The sequence below is a fragment of the Thalassotalea algicola genome (assembly GCF_012932965.1).
In the GTDB taxonomy this organism is placed as follows: domain Bacteria; phylum Pseudomonadota; class Gammaproteobacteria; order Enterobacterales; family Alteromonadaceae; genus Thalassotalea_F; species Thalassotalea_F algicola.
The window spans coordinates 310,820-334,355 of sequence record NZ_JABBXH010000004.1 but is presented as its reverse complement, the minus strand read 5'-3'; the positions used below and the strand labels follow the sequence as shown (position 1 = coordinate 334,355).

At 39.7% G+C, this 23,536-nt stretch carries 17 protein-coding genes; 6 read left to right on the top strand and 11 right to left on the bottom strand.

What is annotated here, in order from left to right:
- Positions 1-91: 91 nt before the first annotated feature.
- The 3 genes from HII17_RS13565 to HII17_RS13555 form a co-directional block, all read right to left on the bottom strand.
- The gene (locus tag HII17_RS13565; protein WP_169075910.1) at positions 92-979 is read right to left on the bottom strand and encodes a dienelactone hydrolase family protein; all 888 of its coding nucleotides are present in this window, start codon (positions 977-979) and stop codon (positions 92-94) included.
- Positions 980-1,226: 247 nt separating this feature from the next.
- A complete protein-coding gene (locus tag HII17_RS13560) occupies positions 1,227-2,072 on the bottom strand; it encodes an alpha/beta fold hydrolase (RefSeq protein WP_169075909.1) in 846 nt (281 codons plus the stop codon).
- Between the two features lie 47 nt (positions 2,073-2,119).
- Positions 2,120-3,076 (bottom strand): response regulator transcription factor, encoded by a 957-nt coding sequence (locus HII17_RS13555; protein ID WP_169075908.1) that lies wholly within the window; start codon positions 3,074-3,076, stop codon positions 2,120-2,122.
- 90 nt (positions 3,077-3,166) lie between these two features.
- Here HII17_RS13555 and HII17_RS13550 point away from each other — a divergent pair, with 90 nt between their 5' ends.
- Both HII17_RS13550 and HII17_RS13545 read left to right on the top strand, forming a co-directional pair.
- A complete protein-coding gene (locus tag HII17_RS13550) occupies positions 3,167-4,786 on the top strand; it encodes an FAD-dependent oxidoreductase (RefSeq protein WP_169075907.1) in 1,620 nt (539 codons plus the stop codon).
- A gap of 12 nt (positions 4,787-4,798) precedes the next feature.
- On the top strand, positions 4,799-6,532 hold the full coding sequence (locus tag HII17_RS13545; RefSeq protein WP_169075906.1) for a thiamine pyrophosphate-binding protein: 1,734 nt from the start codon (positions 4,799-4,801) through the stop codon (positions 6,530-6,532).
- Between the two features lie 109 nt (positions 6,533-6,641).
- On the opposite strand, the gene HII17_RS13540 is transcribed toward HII17_RS13545, so the two are convergent.
- A complete protein-coding gene (locus HII17_RS13540) occupies positions 6,642-7,676 on the bottom strand; it encodes a M14 family metallopeptidase (protein ID WP_169075905.1) in 1,035 nt (344 codons plus the stop codon).
- Positions 7,676-9,142 (bottom strand): hypothetical protein, encoded by a 1,467-nt coding sequence (locus HII17_RS13535; protein ID WP_169075904.1) that lies wholly within the window; start codon positions 9,140-9,142, stop codon positions 7,676-7,678. The genes HII17_RS13540 and HII17_RS13535 overlap by 1 nt, the downstream gene beginning before the upstream one ends.
- 278 nt (positions 9,143-9,420) lie before the next feature.
- On the opposite strand from HII17_RS13535, the gene HII17_RS13530 reads away from it, so the two are divergent.
- Positions 9,421-10,143, top strand: coding sequence for a class I SAM-dependent methyltransferase (locus tag HII17_RS13530; RefSeq protein ID WP_169075903.1), 723 nt, complete (start codon positions 9,421-9,423; stop codon positions 10,141-10,143).
- 93 nt (positions 10,144-10,236) lie between these two features.
- On the opposite strand, the gene HII17_RS13525 is transcribed toward HII17_RS13530, so the two are convergent.
- Together HII17_RS13525 and HII17_RS13520 are read right to left on the bottom strand one after the other, a co-directional pair.
- Complete coding sequence (locus HII17_RS13525) at positions 10,237-10,770, bottom strand: hypothetical protein (RefSeq protein WP_169075902.1); 534 nt, start codon at positions 10,768-10,770, stop codon at positions 10,237-10,239.
- Positions 10,771-10,787: 17 nt separating this feature from the next.
- Entirely contained in the window at positions 10,788-14,654 is a 3,867-nt protein-coding gene (locus HII17_RS13520; protein WP_169075901.1) for an ExeM/NucH family extracellular endonuclease, read from the bottom strand.
- Between the two features lie 538 nt (positions 14,655-15,192).
- Here HII17_RS13520 and HII17_RS13515 point away from each other — a divergent pair.
- From HII17_RS13515 to HII17_RS13505, 3 genes are all read left to right on the top strand, one after another.
- Positions 15,193-18,297 carry an efflux RND transporter permease subunit gene (locus tag HII17_RS13515; protein ID WP_169075900.1) on the top strand — a complete coding sequence of 1,035 codons (3,105 nt, stop codon included), beginning with the start codon at positions 15,193-15,195 and terminating at the stop codon, positions 18,295-18,297.
- Between the two features lie 9 nt (positions 18,298-18,306).
- Positions 18,307-19,371 (top strand): efflux RND transporter periplasmic adaptor subunit, encoded by a 1,065-nt coding sequence (locus tag HII17_RS13510; protein WP_169075899.1) that lies wholly within the window; start codon positions 18,307-18,309, stop codon positions 19,369-19,371.
- An 81-nt stretch (positions 19,372-19,452) separates the two neighbouring features.
- Positions 19,453-20,148, top strand: a complete 696-nt coding sequence (locus HII17_RS13505) for an SIR2 family NAD-dependent protein deacylase (protein ID WP_169075898.1) — start codon at positions 19,453-19,455, stop codon at positions 20,146-20,148.
- A gap of 32 nt (positions 20,149-20,180) precedes the next feature.
- On the opposite strand, the gene HII17_RS13500 is transcribed toward HII17_RS13505, so the two are convergent.
- The 4 genes from HII17_RS13500 to HII17_RS13485 form a co-directional block, all read right to left on the bottom strand.
- On the bottom strand, positions 20,181-20,615 hold the full coding sequence (locus HII17_RS13500; RefSeq protein ID WP_169075897.1) for a GNAT family N-acetyltransferase: 435 nt from the start codon (positions 20,613-20,615) through the stop codon (positions 20,181-20,183).
- A 9-nt stretch (positions 20,616-20,624) separates the two neighbouring features.
- Positions 20,625-20,927 carry a putative signal transducing protein gene (locus HII17_RS13495; protein WP_211185360.1) on the bottom strand — a complete coding sequence of 101 codons (303 nt, stop codon included), beginning with the start codon at positions 20,925-20,927 and terminating at the stop codon, positions 20,625-20,627.
- Positions 20,928-21,029: 102 nt separating this feature from the next.
- A complete protein-coding gene (ilvN, locus tag HII17_RS13490) occupies positions 21,030-21,527 on the bottom strand; it encodes an acetolactate synthase small subunit (protein WP_169075896.1) in 498 nt (165 codons plus the stop codon).
- The gene (locus HII17_RS13485) at positions 21,527-23,251 is read right to left on the bottom strand and encodes an acetolactate synthase 3 large subunit (protein WP_169075895.1); all 1,725 of its coding nucleotides are present in this window, start codon (positions 23,249-23,251) and stop codon (positions 21,527-21,529) included. Before HII17_RS13485 ends, ilvN begins: the two co-directional genes overlap by 1 nt.
- Positions 23,252-23,536 lie beyond the last annotated feature (285 nt).

The following is a 23,536-nucleotide window of genomic DNA, read 5'->3' as shown; positions in this document are numbered from 1 at the left end:
GGGGGGTATAGCGGAATACACCCACAAGCCTTATTGCCTTATTTTCATGTATTTAAAGGTCAATAGAATATTTAAATTCGATATTCAATGGCTAACTTAGCTTTTCATTAAAAAATGATAATGTTCTTTGCCATGCAAGCTCTGCGCTCTCTTTGTCGAAACGGCCTGTAGAGTCATTATGAAAGCCATGCTTGGCATTCTTGTACATGTGCATTTGATATTCTACGCCTGCAGCTTTTAAGTCTTGTTCATATTCAGGCCAAGACTTATTGACTCTTGCATCTAGTTCACCAAGTTGGATCATTAAAGGTGCCTTTATATTAGCTCTAAGCGTTTTAGCAGCAGGTGTTCCATAAAAAGGTACACCTGCAGACAATAGCTTACTGTCTACAGCCGCTAAATAGTTCACCATATAACCGCCAAAACAAAAGCCAACCGCACCTAATTTTCCATTACTTAAGGGATGGGACTTCAAATAATTGGCCGCCGCGACAAAATCATGTTGAATCTTGCTTCTATCTAACGTGCGCTGTAGTGCTCTACCTTCATCATCATTCCCCGGATAACCGCCAAGTGGATAAAGGGCATCTGGCGCAAAAGCAACAAAGCCTGCTTTTGCTAATCTTCTAGCGACGTCTTTTACGTAAGGATTTAAGCCACGATTTTCATGTATAACTAACACCACTGGGTAGCTTGCTTTTTCGGTAGTGGGTTTTACTAGATAACCTTGTCCTTCACCATGACCATCGGGTGAGCTGAACTTTTCGTATGACGCTAAAATGTCAGAATCATTGAATGATACTTGCTCTGCTAATGCATAATTGGGAAGTAGCGCTGAAGTTAGTACCGTCATTGAATAACCAAGTGCGACTAAGCCACCGAGTTTAGCCATAAAGGTACGACGGTCCATTCCACCATGCGCATATTCGTCATACCAATCAAATGCTTCTTGTGGAATGTGGTTATTAGTATCTGGCATTTCTTCCTCTCGCTATTTTAATATTTGAAATTAAAGTGGAAACATAGAAAACAGTATGGTATTTCGACTTCACCTTTATCTTGACTACAGAATAGTCGAATTTAATCATTAGAAACAATTAGTTTGCATCTTCTATGAATCAAATTTAAATACAATGCAGTGATTGCGGCTTTATTTAAACATTGCAGAGTTATAGCTCGCAACATTGAGAAAAGCCAAAATCAATTTAACAGCATTCGAAGCATATTTATTTGTTTTTAAGAAGCGTAAGCCCATTATCGATTAGTGCAGCGCACTTTTGAGGTGATTCTAATGGAAATAAATGGCCAAAATTAAGATCTTCTTGAAATATGGTATTGGTAGCTATTTGTTGCCATTTCTCCCAGCTTTTATTTGAAAAGTAAGCAGAAGGTTTTCCTCTAATGGCTACTACGGGAAGAGTGTTTTTTGCAAATTGTTTATATATATTGGGAGCTGAAGCGTAGTTACGTGCTTCCCATATTTTGGGGAATTTAAGCGTATTAAGTTGCTCAAGCTCTTGATACAAACTGTGTTTCGCTAATACCGCTAAATTTTCATCTGAAATACGTTTAAATACTCTTCTTTGTCGACAGTCATTATAAAACTCTTGTTCCGAACGCCACTGCGCAGGCTTTTTAACAGTATATTTAATTGGTTGAATTCGCTTGGCTAATTGAAACGGGATTAGTGGCAACAGCTTTGACACAACGGGCGATGACATTGCCGGTTCGATTAATACTAGTTTGCAAAACAAATCAGGTCGTTTGATAGCAGCTAAAAGAGTGGTTGTTGCTCCCATAGAATGGCCAATGCCGATAACGGGGTGCTTAATATACGAATCCAAATAGCGAATTAAGTCATCTGCATAAATTGACCAATTCAGCTTCTTTGGAGGATGTTGGTTTGGCCAAGTTGCTCTGTTGTGCAAACTGCTTACCGTATAATTTTCAGCGAGTAAATTTATAAAGCTACGATAAACCTTTGTCGGGAAACCATTGGCCCCGTAAAAATGCACGTGTTCTCCATGCCTGCTAAATTTATCGAAATGTATACCTTCAATGAGGTGCGTCATTGTCTTCCTTGCTACTTAAACTAACATTAAAATACGACCGAAAAACCTTATTGAACATATTCTTTATTTAAGTCGACTAGTTCACTACGAGTATGAATACCTAGCTTTAAATATATTCGATATAAGTGATTCGATACTGTTGAAGGGGAGAGTGATAATTCTCGCGCAATATGTTTAAAAGTACGGCCTTGACAAATACCTTCAATAACTTGTCGTTCTCGCGCGGTTAATTCATCAAATTTGTTCTTAACATGGGCTGTAATCTTGTATAGCTCGCCATATTTTTTTACATCGAATTTAAGTTTACCTTCGATAAAACTCTCACCTTTATCAATAAAATCAATAGGAAACTGTTGAGCAGTTAAATTGGCAGAGTGGCTTTCGAGTAAGTCTAAAAACTGCAAGGTTACCGCATGGTAAATTCCTTGAGCATCGCACAGCGCGCTGATGTCTTGCCTTTCTTGGCCATTTGACAAGCCTTTTATTTCGATAAGTTGGCGGTGTGATGCGCAATTAAGTAGATGGTATAACAGCCTGTTTTGTATTTCTTTTTCTTCTGAGGTGAACTTGTGGTCTCTGTCGAATCTATATAAAGACAACACGGTAAAAATGCCACTGCGCTCATCTAAATGAATAGAGCTTAAAATACGTTCAATGCCAAAAGGCCTAAAGCATTTATGATACAAAGTAGAATTAAAAAACTGTTCATCTTCAAAGACGTCCCGCATACGTATTGCGCTGCCTCTGTTTTCTTCTAGCACTTCTACTATTGGGTTAATATCAGAATAGTTAATTAACTTGCTAAAAATGTCTGGTGGAATATCTAAGGCCGTTTGCGTATGAAACGTTCTTGTCGATATGTGGCCAGTTCCCCAAATTGCACCGTCAAAATTAATGGTGTAACGCAATAAATCGAGTGCCCAATTAGCAAATTCATTAAGCGGGATCAGTGGTGCTTTTCGGTAAAGCTGGCTGATAAATTCGTCGGGCGATAATGTGTTCATATTTAGATATTAGGTAATTTTTACTATTGTTTTACTAGCGGTAAAAATAACAAGATAACAGTATGCGGTAAGATATCGAAGAACAATAACATGAATGAAAACTCATTAAAATGTGATACGGCAATAGCTGGCGGTGGCGTTGCAGGCCTAGCTTGTGCATTAGAGCTGTTAAAAAAAGGCCAGCAAGTAACCATTGTTGATAGAGATACACCAGAGCGATTAGGCGGCTTGGCCCGCTGGGCATTCGGTGGTATGGCTCTTTGTTCAACTGCGCAGCAAAAGCGTATGAAGATTCCTGATAATCCAACGCGACTATTAGAAGATTGGCAAAGCTTTGCAGAATTTTCTTCAAATGATAAGTGGCCAGAACTCTGGGCCAAGGAGTATGCCGAGAAAAACCATGAGCAGGTTTACCTTTGGTTAGCTAGTTTAGGACTGAAGTTTTTACCGGCAGTTAATTGGGTTGAGCGCGGTTTGTATAAGCCAGGCAATTCATTACCAAGATATCATGTACTTTGGGGAACGGGTTGGGAGTTGGTAGAAGTAATTATTGCTCACCTAAAACCTTATATTGAAAGTGGCCAATTAACTATTTTGCATCAACATAAAGTTATCGCGCCAATTTACCAAGATGACAAAGTTGTAGGCTTAACTGCAACAAATGAACTTGAAGTTAACTCAACAGAATTTGCTATAAGTGCTACTAATGTAGTGATCGCCTGTGGCGGTATTAATGGTAGTGCCGAACAAGTTAAAAAGCATTGTGTTGAAGGTGAAACTATGGTGCCAGAACAATTTTTAAATGGTGCTAATCCTATTTCCGACGGCACGCTTCATAATGCGGTGGCTTCTATCGGTGCTGATATAACTAGACAAGACCATATGTGGAATTACGCTGCTGGTGTCCCTCATCCCCAAGCAGAATTTGATGGCCATGGTTTAAGCTTAATTCCTTGTAAATCGGCATTGTGGTTAAATCATACCGGCACTCGTATCGGCCCGCAGCCACTTATAACAGGTTTCGATACCAATGATTTATGTCAGCAAGTGACTAAGCAAGAAAAGCCGTGGACTTGGCAAGTGCTTAACTACGATATAGCGGCAAAAGAATTGGCAGTTTCGGGGTCATTACATAATCCATCGATAAAGAATAAAAAGCTATTTAGCTTTTTAAAAGAAATTCTTTTTGGTAACCATCGTCTCGTTAATCAAATGCTTGAAGAGAGCGAAGATTTCGTTTGTGCTGACTCCATAGAAGCATTGACAGAGAAAATGAATGCGTTGACAGGAGAAGCGTATATCGATGTTGCTCACCTCAAACAGCAGGTAGCGAGCTATGATAAAAAATTACTGTCTGGTGAAGCACTAGAGAATGACGATCAGGTTAGGCGAATTCGTCATGCTCGCCAATGGCGCCCTGATAAATTACGAACATGTAAACCAGCGCCTATAGCCCATGGAAAAACGAAGTTAATTGCCATTAAATTGCAATTGATTACGCGAAAAAGTTTGGGTGGTATTAAAACCAACTTACAAAGCCAAGTACTTGATGAATATGACAAACCAATTTTAGGCCTTTATAGCATAGGTGAAGCGGCTGGTTTCGGTGGTGGTGGTGCAAGCGGCAAGCGCTCATTAGAAGGCACATTTTTATCCGGCTGTATTTTAACAGCGAGAAACGCAGCAAACAAAATTACAAAAATTAACTAGAACGAGAATAACATGAAAAAAACAGCAGCATGGTTAGTACGGTATGCCTTAGAGCAATTAAACGTAAAATTTACTTTTGGTATCCCTGGTGTACATAACACTGAAATTTATGATGAATTAGAACAATCTAACAATATTACGCCAGTATTGGTAACCCATGAAGGTTATGGTGCTTTTATGGCAGATGCAGTTAGTCGAAGTAGCGATAGTATTGGTACCTTGGTTATCGTTCCTGCCGCTGGAGCAACTCATTCAGCAAGTGGTATTGGTGAAGCATACTTAGATGGGATTCCGATGCTGGTTATTAGTGGTGGTGTAAGGACCGATTCTGAATTTGAATACCAACTTCACGATATGGACCAACACAAAATGCTTGAGCCCATTACTAAAAAGTGCTTTAAAGTGCTTAGTCATGAAGAGGTAGTTCCTACGTTATTTGAAGCATTTAAGGTTGCCAATGAAGGCGAACCAGGTCCTGTTTTTGTCGAAATTCCAGTAAACCTTCAATTAGATAAAGGTGAAGTGAGCGAATTGCCTAGCTTTAGGCCAATAACTACCAATGTTAGTGATATTGATGAGCAGTTAAGTCAAGCGGCTAATTTGTTAGCACAAGCAAAGAACCCAGGCATCTTTGTTGGCTGGGGGGGAGTAGAAGCAACTAAATATACTGAAGAAATTGCAGACCTTATTGGTTCTCCTGTGTCTACGACATTACAAGGTGTCAGCGCGTTCTCTGCTAAACACCCACTGCACACAGGTATGAGTTTTGGGCCTGCAGCAGTACCTGCCGCAACTAATGCATTTAAAGATTGTGATTGCTTATTAGCAATAGGTACTCGTTTTGCTGAAATAGCCACAGGTAGTTTCGGCGTAACTGTGCCAGAAAATTTAATTCATATCGATATCAATAAAAAAGTCTTCAATGCGAATTATCCAGCAAAAGTCACTATTGAAGGTGATGCTACGCAAGTATTATCGAAACTAGTGACTGTGCTTAAACAACAAGTGACTTCGCAGAAAGATGCTAGTGCGATGAAAGCGGCGATAGCAAGCGATAAAAAGTCGTATAACGACGAATGGCTGGCACATGATAGTAAAGACAGAGTTAACCCTGCCTCATTTTTTAATGAACTCAGAGCAGCAATTGATGATGACGCTTACGTGATCACCGATGATGGTAATCATACCTTCTTAACGGCAGAGCTAATGCCATGTTATAGAGCTAAGCACTTTTTTAGCCCAACTGACTTTAATTGCATGGGCTATGCGATTCCGGCTTTAGTAGGTGCTAAATTAGCAAATCCTGAAAATCAGGTGGTAGGTATTATTGGTGATGGTGCATTTTTAATGAGTCAAACTGAATTGTTTACTGCTGCTAATCTGAATTTAGGAGCAGTATTTACTGTATTTAATGACGGTGAGTTGGCTCAAATTTCTCAGGCTCAAAATGTACCTTATAATAAAAAAACCTGCACAGTACTGCCAAACCTTCGCTTACAGGCATTATCAGAAGCGGCCGGTTGTAGATATATTCGTTTAGAAAATAATGCTGAAATTTCCGAGAAAATTGCTGAAGCATTGGCGATCGCTAGTGAAAATATACCGGTAGTACTGGATGTAAATATTGATTACTCTAAAAAGACAAGATTTACTCAAGGCATTATCGGTACTAATTTAAAGCGCATGAAAACACCAACTAAAGTTAGGATGGTGTCAAGGGCACTTTGGCGTAGGGTAACTGCTTAGAATATTTTGAGCCAATTTACTTAACAAAACCGACAGAAAAGGTTAGCTCGTCAGCTAACCTTTTTTATTGAGTTTGCAATCAAGCAATCGTGAGTAAACGTATCAAATTTTAAATTGCTTGGTGTTTGGCGATGTAAAACAAACAGTCATTTAATGCAATGTCGGTACGACTTGTTGCCATAAAAATTCGTAAATCTGCATCGCCTACTAATTTACCATCTTGTACTGCAAAGTAATCACTAATCTTGCCGTGTAATTGTGGCTCTTCCAATTCAAGGTTACTTAGACCATTGGCGTCTACCCAGCCAATATGCATACCGTTAATATTATTTATAAAGTTAACTTCTTCTATATCGGCTCTAAGCGTTACACTTGCATAGCTTGCTGCTTCATTGGCAAAGGCTAAACTAGTATTGCCAACAACACGAACTCGCATTGGGTGGTAAATAACTTCTACTTGGAAGGCAAGTTCTTCATTGCTTTTATCTTCACAATTTAAGTACCTCACAATGCCTTTATAAGTTAAATGGTGTGAAGAATCTTTAGTAGCGCCACCACACTCAATAGTAACGACGGGACAACCAAAGTCTTGTTCCATTAAAGCACCAAGGCGTATATGAGAAATAATCATTGATTGGCAAAATAAGCCGGTTAACGATAAATGCTGATGACTTTGATGGCAGCTCACGCCAAAGGCAGGACTGTCGCCAGAGGTGTTATGCAAATCGACGATAGCTTCAGGTTCAACCTGTCTAATACTGCTGGCTAGCATTTGAGCACGCAAATAATACTGCGATAAGCTATTAGAGCCGAAGCAACGATTAATATCCATACCGTCAGTTAGGTATCGTTGCGTAAATTCGGGCTTGTATTGCGCCGCTTCTATTGAGCCTAAGACAATTCTCACATTTACCGACAGTTCGCTAAAAGCACTTTCTTTTATCAATTTATGAATCGCGTAAAAGCCTGAAGGTTCGTTGCCATGGAGTAATGTCGTGATTACGCGCCAAGGTAAGTCATCAGACTGAACAAAATCAATGACAGTTGATGCCGATAACGAGTGTAACCATGCTACCGGCGTGTCTGGAATATCTTCGGCGGTTAAGTTTTTAAAATATTCTAATTTGGTGTAATTAATAGTCATTATTGCTCCCACTTGGCAACAGGGGTATCTAACCGACTTTGGCTATAATATTGTTTAACGAGATGTTGGCAGGCGATAAGGTTGCTGTACTTGCTTTCTAACTTATCTAATTGACTTCTTTGCCAATGCGCGCCGTTTTGTTTAGTGCTTAATCGTTGCTCGATAACTTGTAAATAAGTATCGCGCTCACTTTTACTTATTCCTAATGCGGCTAATCCTTTATCTGCGACAGGTAGTAAACTACTGATCACCTCAGTGATCGCAATTTCATTAGGTTGGTATTTATTCTTGTGCGGCCATAAAATTTTGGCATCTAAGCCAAACTGAGCAGCACGATAGAAATTATATTCAGCAAATCTAAAAGGTATTTGGCTAATAAGACGTTCTATATCGTCGGATAAACCATTAGCTAATCCAATGGCAAATGCGGCGTTGGCGACCATGTCAATAGCTGTCGGGCCGGCTGGAATGGCTCTAAATTCTATTCGGATATGCCCGTTACCTTTATTGCAATATACTGGACGGTGCCAAGGCCATAATGTACCCATATGCACAGATAATTCATGCAAATCAGGCAGTCCCACCTCGCTTTCTTCAGTCGCCATTGATGGGAGTATGGTTGGGTAAAGCGCTACTGCTTCTGCAAACAATTCCCATGGGTCATTTCTTACCCACCCAAAACCAAAGTTTACGCGCGTAGGTTCTTGCCAATTAACTTTGTTTCGTAACCGAATGTCGAGCGATTGTTTAAATAAAGCAACTCTTGTTTCATGCCATAAGCGCTTACCTAAAAAAATTGGTGAATTGGCACCAATTGCTGCTACTAATGGTGACGTGAGTTGAGCGGCATTAAACACGTTCGCAAAGCGAGTAGGCGGTATCATCATATGCACTTGAAAAGACGTATTTGCACCTTCAGCACATATATCGTTAAAAGATATTGATAACTGTTCATCACCTTTAATATTTATTTCAAATGCTTCGCCTCGTTCCTGGTACAAATGTTTAGCTAAGTTATGATAACGCGCGATATTTGTCATATGTTCAATATGCAAATGCTGTTGTTTAAGTGTTGGCAAAATACCTATGGCAATGGGGTAGATGTCATTTTCTAAACTCACTTTATGTAAGTACTCGGTTTTATCTATCATTTCTTTGTGAAGTTGAGCGAAGGGTTGCTCCTGTTGAAGAAATGCTGATAAGTTTAACTCGAGGTTATATTTGTTAAGCTCTGGCTGAAATTGCGAATCATTTAACTTATCAAGTAATAGTTGGTTAGAAAAACTGACATTGCCGTCAATATCGGTAAGGTACATCTCTAGTTCTGCACCAATTTTGAGTGGCGTCAGGCCAAAGGTAGGACGTCGGATGAGTTCTTTTAAGGTTTCTAATTGGCAGTATAAGCGCTGTTGAAATTCGCTATATTCTTGCGCTGTAAACGACCATTTTTTAACTGCCGTACCCATATTAAGCTCACGTCCTTAATAATTGAACTTAATATCAATGTGTCATGAATCCGAATTGCTTGATTTGATTGAGGTCAAAGTTTAACCATAAATTAACTGCCTATATTTTAACGTTATTCTTTAGGGATTAATGAAAGTGTTTAGTGATTACCGGGACATCGAAGCATATCGTTATTGGGTCAAATACTATTTGCGTTACATAATTTGCAACAACTTTCATCAGACCAAGATGGTAATTTTGTCTACTATTTATTTGGTAAATTAAAATAAGAAAAGGGATGAATATGTTGCATCGAAAAGTACTCGTCGCATTAGCTAGTGTCACAATAGCGATGAATGCGTTTGCAGGTATGCCTAAGCGTTTAAGTTCAGATCTTGAACGAGATAAGGCGAGTAAAGGGCCTGAAATCGTCGAGTTGGCTGAAATATCGACAGGTATGAAAGTATTAGATTTATTAGGTGGCGCTGGTTATTACAGCGAAATTATCGCGGCTAAAGTAGGTAAGTCAGGCAAAGTTCTCCTGCATAACAATAAGGCTTATATGCCATATGTAGAAAAGGGATTAAATGAACGTTTTGCTAATAATAGACTGAGCACCGTTAAACGTTTTGATCGCGAACTTGAAGAGTTAGCGCTTAAGCCTAAAAGTTTAGATGCGATTTTTTTCGTTTTAGGTTATCACGATATTTATCATACTGCCGATGGCTGGAAGGTTGATAGAAGTCATTTGCTCGACCAAATAGCAACTGGTTTAAAAAGCGGTGGAAAGTTAGTAGTAATTGACCATGCCGCAAAAGCAGGTTCTGGTATCGAATCATCACAAGATTTACATAGAATTGATAAAGAATATGTTGTGGATGAACTTTCACAACTTGGTTTTAAAGTAGTGCATGATAGTAACGTGCTACATAACCCTAAGGATGATCATACGATATCGCCATTTAAGCCGGAAATGAGAAGAAAGACCGATAGGTTTGTATTAGTGTTTATAAAAGAGTAGTTTTTCAATTTTACATACTAATTAAAAAGGCTGTTCATTTTGAACAGCCTTTGCTTTTAAATTTATAGCGTATTGCTCATCGCTATCGCAGCGCTATTTTAGTTTTCTTGCCCCCAATAGCAGTATAGGCATCAAAATAAGTAACCAACTTGATGGCTCTGGTACAGACGTTGCTGCCTCGACACTGTTGGTTGTGCTGGTATCAACAATAAGTAAACCAGATGACCCAAAAAATGACGAATCAGCTAAATAGAAGTCACTTTTGCCAGGGGCCTGTGCAATTAACTCAAATTTTGCCAAGAGAAAATCACCACCTGGAAATGGTGTAAAACCAAAGAATGACATTGCTAAATGGTCACTTAATGCTGAAACAAGTAAGCCTAATCCAAACCCACTGTCATCCAGTGGTAAGTCACTTTGTAACGATAATGGATCGTAAGTAAATAGGCTGTCATCGAAATTAAAATCAAAGTCGAATAAATCGAATTCTTCAAAGCTAGTGGCAATTAGGCTCACCGTTACAGCTGAACCTACTTCAACGTCAGCTTCATCGACTGTCATAGTGATTAAGCCTGCATTGGCATTAAAGCCAATCATAAAAATGAGTATTGTTAATATTTTTTTCATTGTTTTATCTTAGTGCGCTACTTAGGCGCACATCCCTTGTTTGTGCATATTGTTCTTAACACTCGAACATCTAACATATTGATGATGCCGTCGCTGTTTAAGTCGAAAGACATATCAATTTCTTTATGGTGCTGAATGGCCAAAATAAGCGCTCTCATGTCAAATACATCGACATCATCATCACCATCCATATCACCACGTAATGCCATATCTAAACTAATCACGATAGGATCGTGATCTGATGTACGATAAACATTATTTGCATAGAAATTAGATAGTTGATATTCCGATTTGTATTCCATGTTGTAGTCAAGAGCATTAGGTTCGTCAGCGTTAATATGCCAGTCGGTGATAGCTTTCACTTTTTTACGCATAGATGGTGAAGCGAAAGCGTGATCTAAACTGCCTGACTCTCCTTGGTAAATATAAGAATGCGTGTGGTTGCCATGTAGTTCTTGCATTATGTGAGAAAGGCCAGCAGCTTTTATCGCTGATATTGGGTCTTCCATGCCGTATGCATTCATATCACCTAACAGGATATAATCACTTTCTGTAATACCAGTTGGACTAGAACTTAACCAGTTGAATAGCGCGTTTACAGCATTGACTCTAGTCGCATTCCAACAACCTTGACCATCGTTAAGGTCGACATCAGCACCTGTAGCACTTCCGCAGCTTCCTTTTGAACGCAGGTGAGTTACCACTAAAGTGAATTTATCGTTGTTAGCTAAATCATTAAATGTTTGAACTACCGGCGGACGGTTGCCGTAATGAAATGGCTCTGCCGTGGTAAAGCTTGCGGTACCTACTTCGGCGACTCTATCCGAACGATAAATAATACCTGACGTTATTTTGTCCGTACCAATTTGTTCGGCATTTAGGTTTACAAATGCCCATTGGCCGTCAGAAGTATTGTCATTTAAACCGCTAACTAGATCAGAGATGGCACTGAATTCTCCAAATCCATCATTTTCTAGTTCCATTAGACCAACTACATCAGCATCCATCGCTAACAAAGCGGTAATCAGCTTGTCACGTTGACGAACGAATTCTTCGAAAGAGTCAGCACCTCGAGAGGTCGGGAAACCTGCACCTTTGCCATCACCATTGAAGAAGTTTAAAACATTAAAACTAGCGACTTTTAAATCTCCAGCTTCATCTAGCTGAGGAGTCTCTGTACGAGGGTTTGAATCAACAAAACTCGGTGATACTGTCGGGTGTAAACGATACTTGCTAAAAGAGTAATTTATTACACCTTGTAGGTTTGATACTGTGCTGCCTACACGTAAACTGTTTTGTGCGCTTAACTCTGGGGCAGGATAAGGTACAGAATCAGCATTTTGTATCGTACTGCCATCATCGATTAGTAGCTTCTTAAGCGCATTTTCAGTTTTCACTTGGTTAGCTGCTTCACCAGGTGTCGCAACCTGAGTTGGATTGTATAAACGCTCTGTTGCAACGGTAAACTCACCATACCTACTTAAACTATAATTGTCGGTAACAGTTAATGTTTGATTAATGTTAACTAACATCCCCTCAACTGACTCTAAAGCATCTTCAGAAGCAAGTGGGAAAGATAATTCAGTTGGTGTAACACTGTCTGTACCACAAACTAGAATGTCTTCATTGGCACTTAATTGTGTATTGCCGTAATGCTCTTTTATCGTACCTAGCACGCGAACAACATCACCTACGCTTGGCGTAACAGTGTTTTTATCATTATAAATAAACACACCTTCAGAGGTTGTTTCATTAGCGTCTTGATCTACTAACTCTTCTTGTAAGTAAAAACCTTGTAAATTAGGAAATACCCCCGTGACAATCGCCTCTATAACGCGATTTTCGCCAGCCAAAGGTGAACTTGCAGCATCACCTTGGACAGCACTAATTAGTGTAGCGTCGTCAAAACATTGGCCAAGTTGACTAATTGGCTCTTCAGGCTCTACGTCTGATGTAGTATGTGAACCTAGACTTTCTGTAGCGTTATTTCCTAAGCCTTGCCATTCAATTGATGGTTCAAAAGCATCATCAATTTCAATATCGCCTATGCTTACAGAAGGTTTTCTAACTAACGTATTATCTTTGGTTTTCGATGTGTCAGAACCCCACTGTGAACCAGGGTCTTCTCCAACTCGGCCAAAAGAGTCGATGATTTCGCCATTCTTATATAACACATAAGCATCATCGCCATTGTGCGAAAGTGAACCACTCGTCTGTGTTGCCTGATCTAAAATATCTTGTGACGCACTAGGATTAGCGATAACAAAAGTACCTTTCGGTGCAATTGTGCCCGTAAGCATTATGTCGGTTCCAGACGATGAACCATTGCTATAGCGAGTTAATATATAATTAGCCCCAGATAAATCAACACTGCCAGAACTAGGGTTATAAATCTCAATAGCTTTATTGTAACTACTTCCCTCGATATATTCTGAAATGAATACCTCTGGAGAGTCGATAGTATGACTTCCTAAATTAGAAAAATCGTTATTACTGGTTCCTGACCACTGTTGAGCAGGATCAAATGCATCAGCAGCATTACTGTCGCCAACTAGAATAGATGCTTTTCGAATTAGGGTGTTATCTTTCGTTTTAGTGGCGTCTGAACCCCATTGAGAACCAGGATCTTCGCCGACACGACCGAATGAATCAACGGTTACACCGTCTTTCAATAGCACATAGGCATCGTCGCCATTATGAGAAAGGGAGCCTGTTATTTGTGAAGCGTTATCTAGAACATCTTGAACAGCTTGAGGGTTAGCAATGACAAAAGTGCCATTGGCAGAAATAACACCTTCTAGAGCAATGTTAGTACCAGATGTTGAGCCATTACTATAACGCACCAGTACGTAGTTTAAATCTGCTAAGTTAATAGCATCACTGCTTGGGTTATAAAGCTCTATAGCTTTGTTGTAACTGCTGCCTTCAATATACTCAGAAATAAATACTGAGCCAGCTGACGGAGTGGGCTCTGGGTTTGGATCTGGTTCTGGTTCTGGATCTGGATCTGGCGTAGGCGGTTCTGTATTAGCGCAGGTATCAGCCGAAAATAATAAATCGACCCATTCTGGGTGGTCGATGAACGGGTTTCTATTGCCTTGAAACTCATAAATTCGATTGTTGCGACTAATTTCAACTTCATCTATAGGGTCATTTTTATGCCATTCAATTAAACGACATAGGGTTCCTAACTTTGCTTCACCGACTGACGTCACTCTATCTACTAGTTCAAGATCGGGTGTTATATCTTGTCCTTCGTAGCGTGTATCCATATAAAATAGCATTCTCGCAACGTCACCTTTTACCTGGTTTCTAGGTTCAAAAGAGTCGCTGTCAACGCGGTTTTCAGGTGCCTCACTTAATGGGGAGTCACTATTATCAAAATCTAAGTTTCCTCTTGAGGAGTTCACCGAAATATCTGTCGGTCTTAAATGATGAATATCCGAATATGCTTCTGTTGAAGAAGACGGGAAACCATGGCTTTTTGCCCAAACATGTTCCCTGTTCCAATTGTCGGGATTTGAGCTTTGAGAGCCACTGCCATTTGAAAACTTTGCAATAGAAGTGCCTTTGTATAGCAATAAGACATTTTCTGAATTGTTTGGATCTTCATCTGTTTCAGTTAATGCTGTCCATGCTTCAGAATAGGTTAGGTTTTTGTGGTTGTTTTTAATGGCTAACATCAAGCGTTCTTTAATTTCAGCTTGCGAATAGCTATTGGTTATTGCCGAAAATACTTCAGCGTAATAGCTGCTGTCGTCAAAACTGGCAGCATCAGCAATCGTACTTAATTCTGGGCAGTTAAAACATGCATCCGTTATTGTTTCTGCTTCAGTTATTCCCGCAAAAACAGATAGTGTGAGTAGCGCGTACCTGAATTTCATTTTTTTACCTTTATGGTTTTTATGATTTTTTAATAGTTGCGTTAGTATCATTTCACGAAAATGTTACAAAAAATTAACATTTTCGTGACGTAACATAACCAAGTGGTCAAAAAATGTCTAATCAATAATGATTAATTAAGGTATGTATTGCATGAATGTTAGGTTTTAGTCGTCTAATATTTTTCTGTTAGTTGACTATATGGTTGAAAAGTTACGTAAATATTAAGGTACTTAAATTACAAATATCTAATCATTAATTGCAATAGAAATTAATGCCTATTCTTTATGCATAAATCGATAATTTAATGGCTATTCAACACGAAGAGATATCGTATTTCTAAAGATATTGCTGGATATTTCGACAACTATGTCAAAGTGTGTCCAGTATTTTCAAAGCATGTCCGTAAAGTTACTTATCGTATTTTACCCGTCGCTCAACTGAATGCGACTGGCGATATATAACATTGTTGTTACGTTTGAGTCATACATAAACACTGCACGTTAAGAAGTAGTCACGTGACAGAGTAGGGAGACTTTAATGAAACTCACTTCAACCGCGCTACGAAGCCCAGCCGCTGTATCGGTAGCCGTTGCACTTATTTTACTCGTTGGCTTAATTAGCTTAGTTAAGTTACCGATTCAACTGTTCCCAGACATTGAACGCCCACGTATTGCGATTCAAACGTTTTGGCGAGCTGCTTCTCCACAAGAAATAGAGTCAGAGATAATCGAACCTCAAGAGCGAGTATTGCGAGGTATACCAGGGCTCCATTCGATGAATGCCTTCGCTAACCGCGGGGCTGCATTTATTAATCTAGAGTTTGGTGTTGAAACTGACATGGATCAGACGCTCATCGAAGTGATTAGCCGAATGACGCGTGTTCAAAGCCAGCCAAGAGATGCCTTACCACCAAGGGTAATGCTCGGTGGATTTGGTGGTAATACTCCCGCATTGACTTGGTTTTTCTTGCAAGCACTTCCTGGGAATGATCAACCTGTAGAAAGTTTTATTGAATTTGCTGATGACGTTATTAAACCCAGAATTGAATCAGTGCCAGGTGTTGCCGCGGTACAAACATTTTCAGATCAAAATAGAGAAGAGTTACAAATACGCTTTGACCCGATTAAGGTTGCAGAGTTCGGTATACAAATCCCACAGCTTATTTCTCTAGTTAACGCTAGCAATGATATATCAGGCGGTTTCGTAGATGTAGGTCGTCGCCAATATACCTTGAGATTTAACGGCAAATATAAGGTCGATGAACTATCAGATCTAATTTTAGAGTCGAGAAATGGCAGCAATATACGATTAGGTGATGTCGCAAAGGTTGAAATTCAGCGACCTGATCGCGCTCAAATGGCAATCCAAAATGGTAACCCCGCGTTTTCAATGCGAATAGACAGAGCTAATGGCGCGAATGTGTTAGAAACATTAAATCGCGTAAAAACAGAAGTCGAGTTAATTAATCAAGACTTGTTAGCTGAAAGACAACTAACAATGGTTCAGTCATTTGATGCATCGGTTTTCATTTATCGCGCTATAAACTTAGTACGTAATAACTTGTTTGCTGGCGTAGTCTTGTCATTGTCTATTTTGTGGCTATTCATCAGAAGAATGCGCGCGACATTAATCATAGCTACAGCAATCCCTATTAGTTTGTTTACTACCTTTATCGTGTTGCACCTAACAGGACGAAGCTTAAATGTAATTTCATTAGCCGGGTTAGCGTTTGCTGTTGGCATGGTGCTGGATGCGGCGATAGTTGTACTTGAAAATATATTAAGGCTACGCGATCAAGGAAAAGGCACCCATGAAGCTTCTGAAGTTGGTGCTCAACAAGTTTGGGGGGCATTGTTAGCATCAACAGCCACTACGGTAGCGATTTTCCTTCCTGTGTTTTTCTTAAAAGATATAGAAGGTCAATTGTTTGGTGATCTAGCGTTGACCATTGCGATTGCTGTATCGGTATCATTGTTAGTCGCGGCAGTCTTGTTACCTGTCTTAGCCAAGTACTTTTTGACACATGAAAAAATTGAAGATCCTAACCAAAAACTCTGGCATAAAACGACAGAGCAAGTAATGAAAGTTACAAGCAGTGGCAAGAAACGCTTGGCCGTGGCGACTGTATTGCTTTCACTACCCCTAGTCATATCTTATTTGGCTATGCCTAAACTAGACTATCTTCCACCGGTAAAAAGAGATGCCGTAGATGCTAACCTTCAATATCCTCCAGGCGCTAATATAGCAACAACTGAACGAGAAGTTGTTGCTAAAATAGTCGAGCGCTTAAAGCCATACATGGATGGAGATAAAGAGCCAGCATTAAAGAACTACTACATATTTAGTGGGCCATTTGGTGGCAACATTGGCGTTCGCGCCAAAGATCAATCGCGTGTCGATGAACTTTTAGACATAGTACGTAACGAAGTTTTAGTTGATTTGCCCGATACTCGAGCATTTGCCTTCCAAGGCAACTTGTTCGGTGGCTTTGGTGGCGGTAGACAAGTTCAAATGCAGTTGCAGTCTAAAGATACTCGAGCATTACAAGAAGCAGCTAAGCAAGGTTTGTTATTAGTTCAAGGTGCTATTGAAGGAGTTAGCGTACAGGCAAATCCAGGCGTTGAAATGGCAGAGCCAGAACTTCGTTTAACACCTGATGATCGCATGATATTAGAACAAGGTTGGGATCGCCGACATTTAGGTAACGTTGTTCGAACATTGGGTGACGGGTTATATGTTGGTGAGTATTTTAACGGTACGAAACGCATCAATATGATTTTGCGAGCTGATGGTTGGGACGATCCTGATAACTTAGGTGATGTACCGGTAGTAACGGGTAATGGCAATATTACTCAGTTATCTGAATTAGTTCGCATAGATCGCACGGTAGGACCAACTCGTTTAACGCGAATCGATGGCAATCGTACGATTACTTTAAATATTAATCCACCACAAGGTTGGTCACTTGAAGAAACTATTGACGCTTTAAAATCGAAAGTAGAGCCTGAATTAAAGCAATACATGCCTGCTGATGGCAATATTTTCTATGGTGGCAGTGCTGATCAGCTTGAAAAAGCGATTGGCGTAATGAGTGAGAATTTTGCCTTTGCACTAGTCATTTTATTTTTGCTAATGGCTGCGTTATTCCGTTCTGTAAAAGACAGTATGTTGGTGGTCATTACCATTCCATTAGCAACAGTTGGCGGAATTCTAGCATTACAAATCCTCAACCTTTTTGTATTCCAACCGCTTGATTTACTGACCATGATTGGTTTCGTAATTTTACTGGGCTTAGTGGTTAATAATGCCATTTTGTTAGTACATCAAACCCGTCAAGCACAACTTACCGGCTTAAGCAGAGATGAATCTGTTAAACAAGCTTTGTTACTTAGATTACGTCCAATATTCATGAGTACAGCAACGAGCTTTTTTGGCATGTTGCCGTTACTGCTTATGCCTGGCACCGGTAGTGTTATATACCGCGGTCTAGCTTCAGTGATTGTTGGAGGTTTAGCAGTAAGTACAATTTTTACCATTGTATTGTTGCCATGTTTACTACGGTTTACACGAAAAGATTTTTATCAAAAGACAATTAAAAATGAGCAACTAGCAACGCCAGTTAAAGCTCAACACAATATTTAGGAACGGATTATGAAAAAGTCATTGTTAGCTATTATCACTGCAGTTTCTATTACTTCAACCTCTGTTTACGCTCAACAAGATGCGCCAGCTCAGCTTGTCAGTGTAGATTATGCAAAAACTGAACAAGTTAGCCCGACGATGTGGTTGCCGGGTAATGTTATTAGTCGACGAAACTCTCCGCTATCGGCAGAACAAACGGGTCAGCTTCTATGGATAGAAGAAGTTGGCGCGACAGTAGAAAAAGGACAACTGCTCGCTCGCTTAGACAACCGACATTTAAAACTGAGGTTGGCCCAGCAAAAAGCAGAGTTAAAGCAACATAAAGCTAATGTTGTTTACCTTGAAAAGCAAAAAGGTCGTATGTCTAAACTTAATAAAATGAATAACACTGCATTAAGCGAGTTAGAACGTATTGAAAAAGACTTAGCTATCGCAGTAAACGAAGTCGATGCGTTAAAGCTGTCATTAGAACAAACCTTATTAGCGATTGAAAAGTCAGAAATCACTGCACCATTTGCAGGTAGTATTAGCCAGCGTTTTGTTAGCGAAGGCGAATTGATCACTAGCGGCAGACCTGTTATTCAACTTGTTGATACTCATCACTTGGACGTGAAAATATCTGCACCATTGTCGATTGCTAAGCACTTACAAGCGAATAAAAATGTCTTAGTTAAATGGCAAGGCAATTTACTTGAATTACCTGTTAGAACATGGAGCCAAGCAGGCGATCAGGCATCGAGAACTTTCGATGTTAGATTAGTTGCTGATGGCTCGAATATGATGGCGGGTACAGCGGTAACAGTATCGCTACCTAAAAGTGCAACGGCGCAAGCGACTTTAGTACCAAGAGACGCGTTAGTTTTACGTGAGCAAGAAACGTTTATCATGACCATAGGCCAAGATGATATTGCTAATAAAGTCAACGTCTTGGTAGGACAGGGCATAGGTAAATGGGTGTCGGTATCAGGTAAAATTAGTGCTGGCGATGAAGTTATAATACGTGGTGGTGAGCGACTTCAAGTTGGACAAAAAATACGCCGAGACGACCAAGTTACAGAAGTCGCTAAGCGCTAATGTGAATAAAATGCTTTAGACATACTTGGCGTTGAATGTTTTACTTAACCAGAAAGGTATAACGTCAAGTTTGTGAAGGGTATGAAAAAGTTAGTTGTTTTGTCTGGTGCTGGCATGAGTGCTGAAAGTGGCCTAAAAACTTTCCGAGATGAAGACGGTCTATGGGAAGGTCACGATGTAATGGAAGTTGCGAGTGTTGAAGGGTGGCAGAAAAACCCGAGATTGGTGTTAGATTTTTATAATCAGCGACGCAGGCAGTTATTAACTACCGTGCCTAATGATGGACATAAAATACTGGCACAATTGGAAGACAACTTTGATGTATCTATTGTTACGCAAAATGTTGATGACTTACATGAACGAGCAGGCAGTAGTAAAGTCATTCATTTACATGGTGAGCTACTAAAATCAAAGAGTAGTGCAGATGAATCATTAATTTACCAATGCTTGGAAGATATAAACTGGGGCGATAAATGCGAGCTGGGTAGTCAAATAAGGCCCTTTATCGTATGGTTTGGTGAGATGGTGCCAATGCTTGACGCGGCAGTTCCATTGGTTGAAGAAGCTGATGTCATTATTATTGTTGGTACCTCTATGCAGGTTTACCCAGCAGCCAGTCTGGCAGGTTTTGCTAAGCCAGAAGCTGATATTTACTATATTGACCCTAAACCTGCAGTAAATAGTGCGGTAAATCATTTAATAAACTTAGCAGTAATTGCTGACAAGGCCTCTACTGGCTTGTCGAATCTACTACCTAAGTTATTAAAAGTTAAGTAGCGGCGCTCATTAGTTGCTAATCGAACTAACCACTACGTTAGTGAGCGGCGAAATACAGCTAACTCTGGTTGTTTACTTTGATAAGCCTTGAAACGTGAATCTAAGGTATTTATCAATTCATTGCATTTTGCTTCAACAAAATGTGACTTAAGGTACAAGTGCTTTAGCTTTACATGACTAAAGCAAACCAGTTGAACCACTTGTCGAGGTAGTTGATTGGCTGCAAAGTTAATTAGCTTAGTTGCAATATTTTGGCGTAGATAGTTTTTATCAACGACTACACCGTGAAGTAGCGCTTGTGTTGAATTTGACTCAATTAAGCTGACAATTGCACATGCAATCACTTGCTGATTATCCATAACTACAAATAAATGGTCATAGCCTTTTAACCCTGCAGAATACCCTTGTGCCTTGTAGAATGCTTTTACTTGCTTTTTATCGTGTGTTTTTACGTAGTTAAATTGCATAAATGTCTATCAATTTGCCACTTCATCACAATTCCAACAGACTTCAAATGCAGCACCATTCGCTTCTTTACATTTGGGACAAAACCAGTCAGGCGCATTTTCTTTATTTGTCACTGACTTTATAATCATTAATGCTTTTGCTTCATCTTTATCATTTATCAGCCATACTTCTTGCCACGTATCGAAAGCTGAAAGTTCACCAGCGCCGCCACTGGCAAATTCATTTTTAATTAATACATCGATACGTTCAGACTCGAGAATGTTCTTTATGTTGGTAACTAGCACTGGGTTTTCATGACTAAAAATTAGCATTATCGGTTTTTACTCAAACGTTCAATAACTTAAATTATGCGATAGATAAGAAAAAGGAGCAATTCATGCTCCTTTAATTACAACGGGTTTTAGTAAAAAGTACTATATACGAAGTGCTTTCTCGCCTCGTGCTATTCCAACGCAACCTGAACGTACGGCTTCAATGATTTCAGTTTCATTAGACATAGCATCGATAAACGCATTGAGCTTATCGGCATCGCCAGTTACCTGAACGGTGTAGACTTGTTTGCCTATATCGATAATCGAGCCTCTAAAAATGTCAGTGATACGTTTTACTTCTGTACGAGACTTATCATTCATTGCTAATAGTTTAATGAGTAATAATTCTCTTTCTACATGTTTTCGCTCGGTTAAGTCGGTAATTTTAATGACATCAATGAGTTTATTTACTTGTTTGATGATTTGTTCAAGTACGCGGTCATCACCAACAGTTGCAATAGTAATCCGAGATAGGCTTGGATCTTCGGTAGGTGCAACTGTTAGGCTTTCAATATTAAACGCTCGTTGAGAGAAAAGGCCGACGATGCGCGATAAACTTCCTGGCTCATTTTCTAATAAAATAGCTAAAATACGGCGCATTATGCTTTTACTCCTTTTCTTGTCCACATTTCGTCAACTGCACCATGGCGCACTTGCATTGGATAAACATGCTCGGTTTCATCTACTAATACATCAACAAAAACTAATCGTTTTTTGATAGAAAAAGCTTCGGTTAGTTTGTCTTGTAACTCATCTGCATGATTAATTTGAATACCAACATGCCCATAAGACTCAGCAAGCTTTACAAAATCTGGCAGAGACTCCATATACGATGATGAATGACGGCCATCGTAAATCATATCTTGCCATTGTCTTACCATACCTAATGAGCGGTTATTAAGAGAAACAATAACAACAGGTAGATTGTATTGGAGGCAAGTAGATAGCTCCTGAATATTCATTTGTATTGAACCATCGCCAGTTATGCAGATAACGTGACTATCTGGAAACGCTATTTTAGCGCCCATGGCTGCTGGCAAACCAAATCCCATGGTTCCTAAACCACCTGAATTTATCCACTGTCTAGGTTTAGCAAACGGATAGTATTGCGCTGCAAACATCTGATGCTGCCCAACATCTGAACACACATAAGCTTCGCCATTGGTGATCTCATACATAGCTTCAACTACTTGCTGTGGTTTTATTTTGTCACCATCAGCTTCATAACTAATACTTTTCAGACTTCTCCATTGATCAATTTGTTGCCACCAGTTATCAAGTGCTTCTTTATTCGGTGTAAAGTCGATTGCATCTAATTCATCCATTAATTGTTGAATGACTTTATCTACCAAGCCTACGACTGGGATATGGGCATTGATTGTTTTAGAAATTGACGTTGGGTCAATATCGACGTGAATAATCGTGGCATTAGGGCAGAATTTTTTAACATTATTGGTAACGCGATCATCAAATCGAGCACCTAATGCTAGGATTACGTCGGCATTAGCCATCGACCGATTCGCTTCTAAACTACCGTGCATCCCTAACATGCCAATAAAGTTTGGATGTGTTCCGGAAATACCTCCTAACCCCATTAAGGTATTAGTTATCGGCGCATTCAAGCGTTCAACTAGCTCTGTTAATTGTTCTGAAGCGTCCGCTAGGACAATGCCGCCACCGGTGTAAACTACTAACCTTTCAGCTTGAACAATCGTTTTGACTGCCTTTTTAATCTGCTTTGGATGTCCCTTTACTGTTGGGTTGTACGAGCGCATTTTTACGTCAGTTTCAATATGAAATTCACCTTTATTTTGCGGAATAAGCATATCTTTTGGTAGTTCAACTACAACAGGGCCAGGTCTACCCGTATTAGCAATATAAAATGCTTTTGCAATGATATTTGGAATGTCTTCTAATTTTCTACAGTTAAAGCTGTGTTTTACAATAGGGCGAGAACAGCCAACTATATCGGTTTCTTGAAAAGCATCATCACCAATCATATTGGTGGCTACTTGCCCCGAAAGCACGACCATTGGAATAGAATCCATGTATGCAGTGGCTATGCCGGTAACACAGTTTGTAGCGCCAGGGCCTGAAGTAGCAAGAACAACACCTACCTCGCCAGTCGCTCGAGTATAGCCATCAGCCATGTGAGTAGCTGCTTGTTCATGACGGACTAAAATATGCTCGATTTCATTTTGATTAAAAATCGCGTCATAGATATCAAGCACTGAACCGCCGGGATAGCCAAAGATGTACTTCACCTTTAACGCAGATAAGGCTTTTACTACCATTTCCGCGCCGGTATATAGTTCCTTTGTCATAATTATTGCCCTTAAAAACTTATAAAAATAAAAAACCCCCGGTCTTTGCAGAGCGAGGGTTATTGGTGAACTTTTACTTACTTTTTAATCAACACAATCAACCTCGCAATGATTTGACAATCACCACGACCACGAGCACTAGGTTGAGTTTTAAAAGTGTGTTCATTAATTTGTTTCTTAAATAAAGTATATGCTCCATTTTTAAGGGCTTTACTTGCGCTTGTCAACCAAAAATTACAATATTTGCCAAATAAAAAATATTAGGCTGCTTGATACTGTTGACAT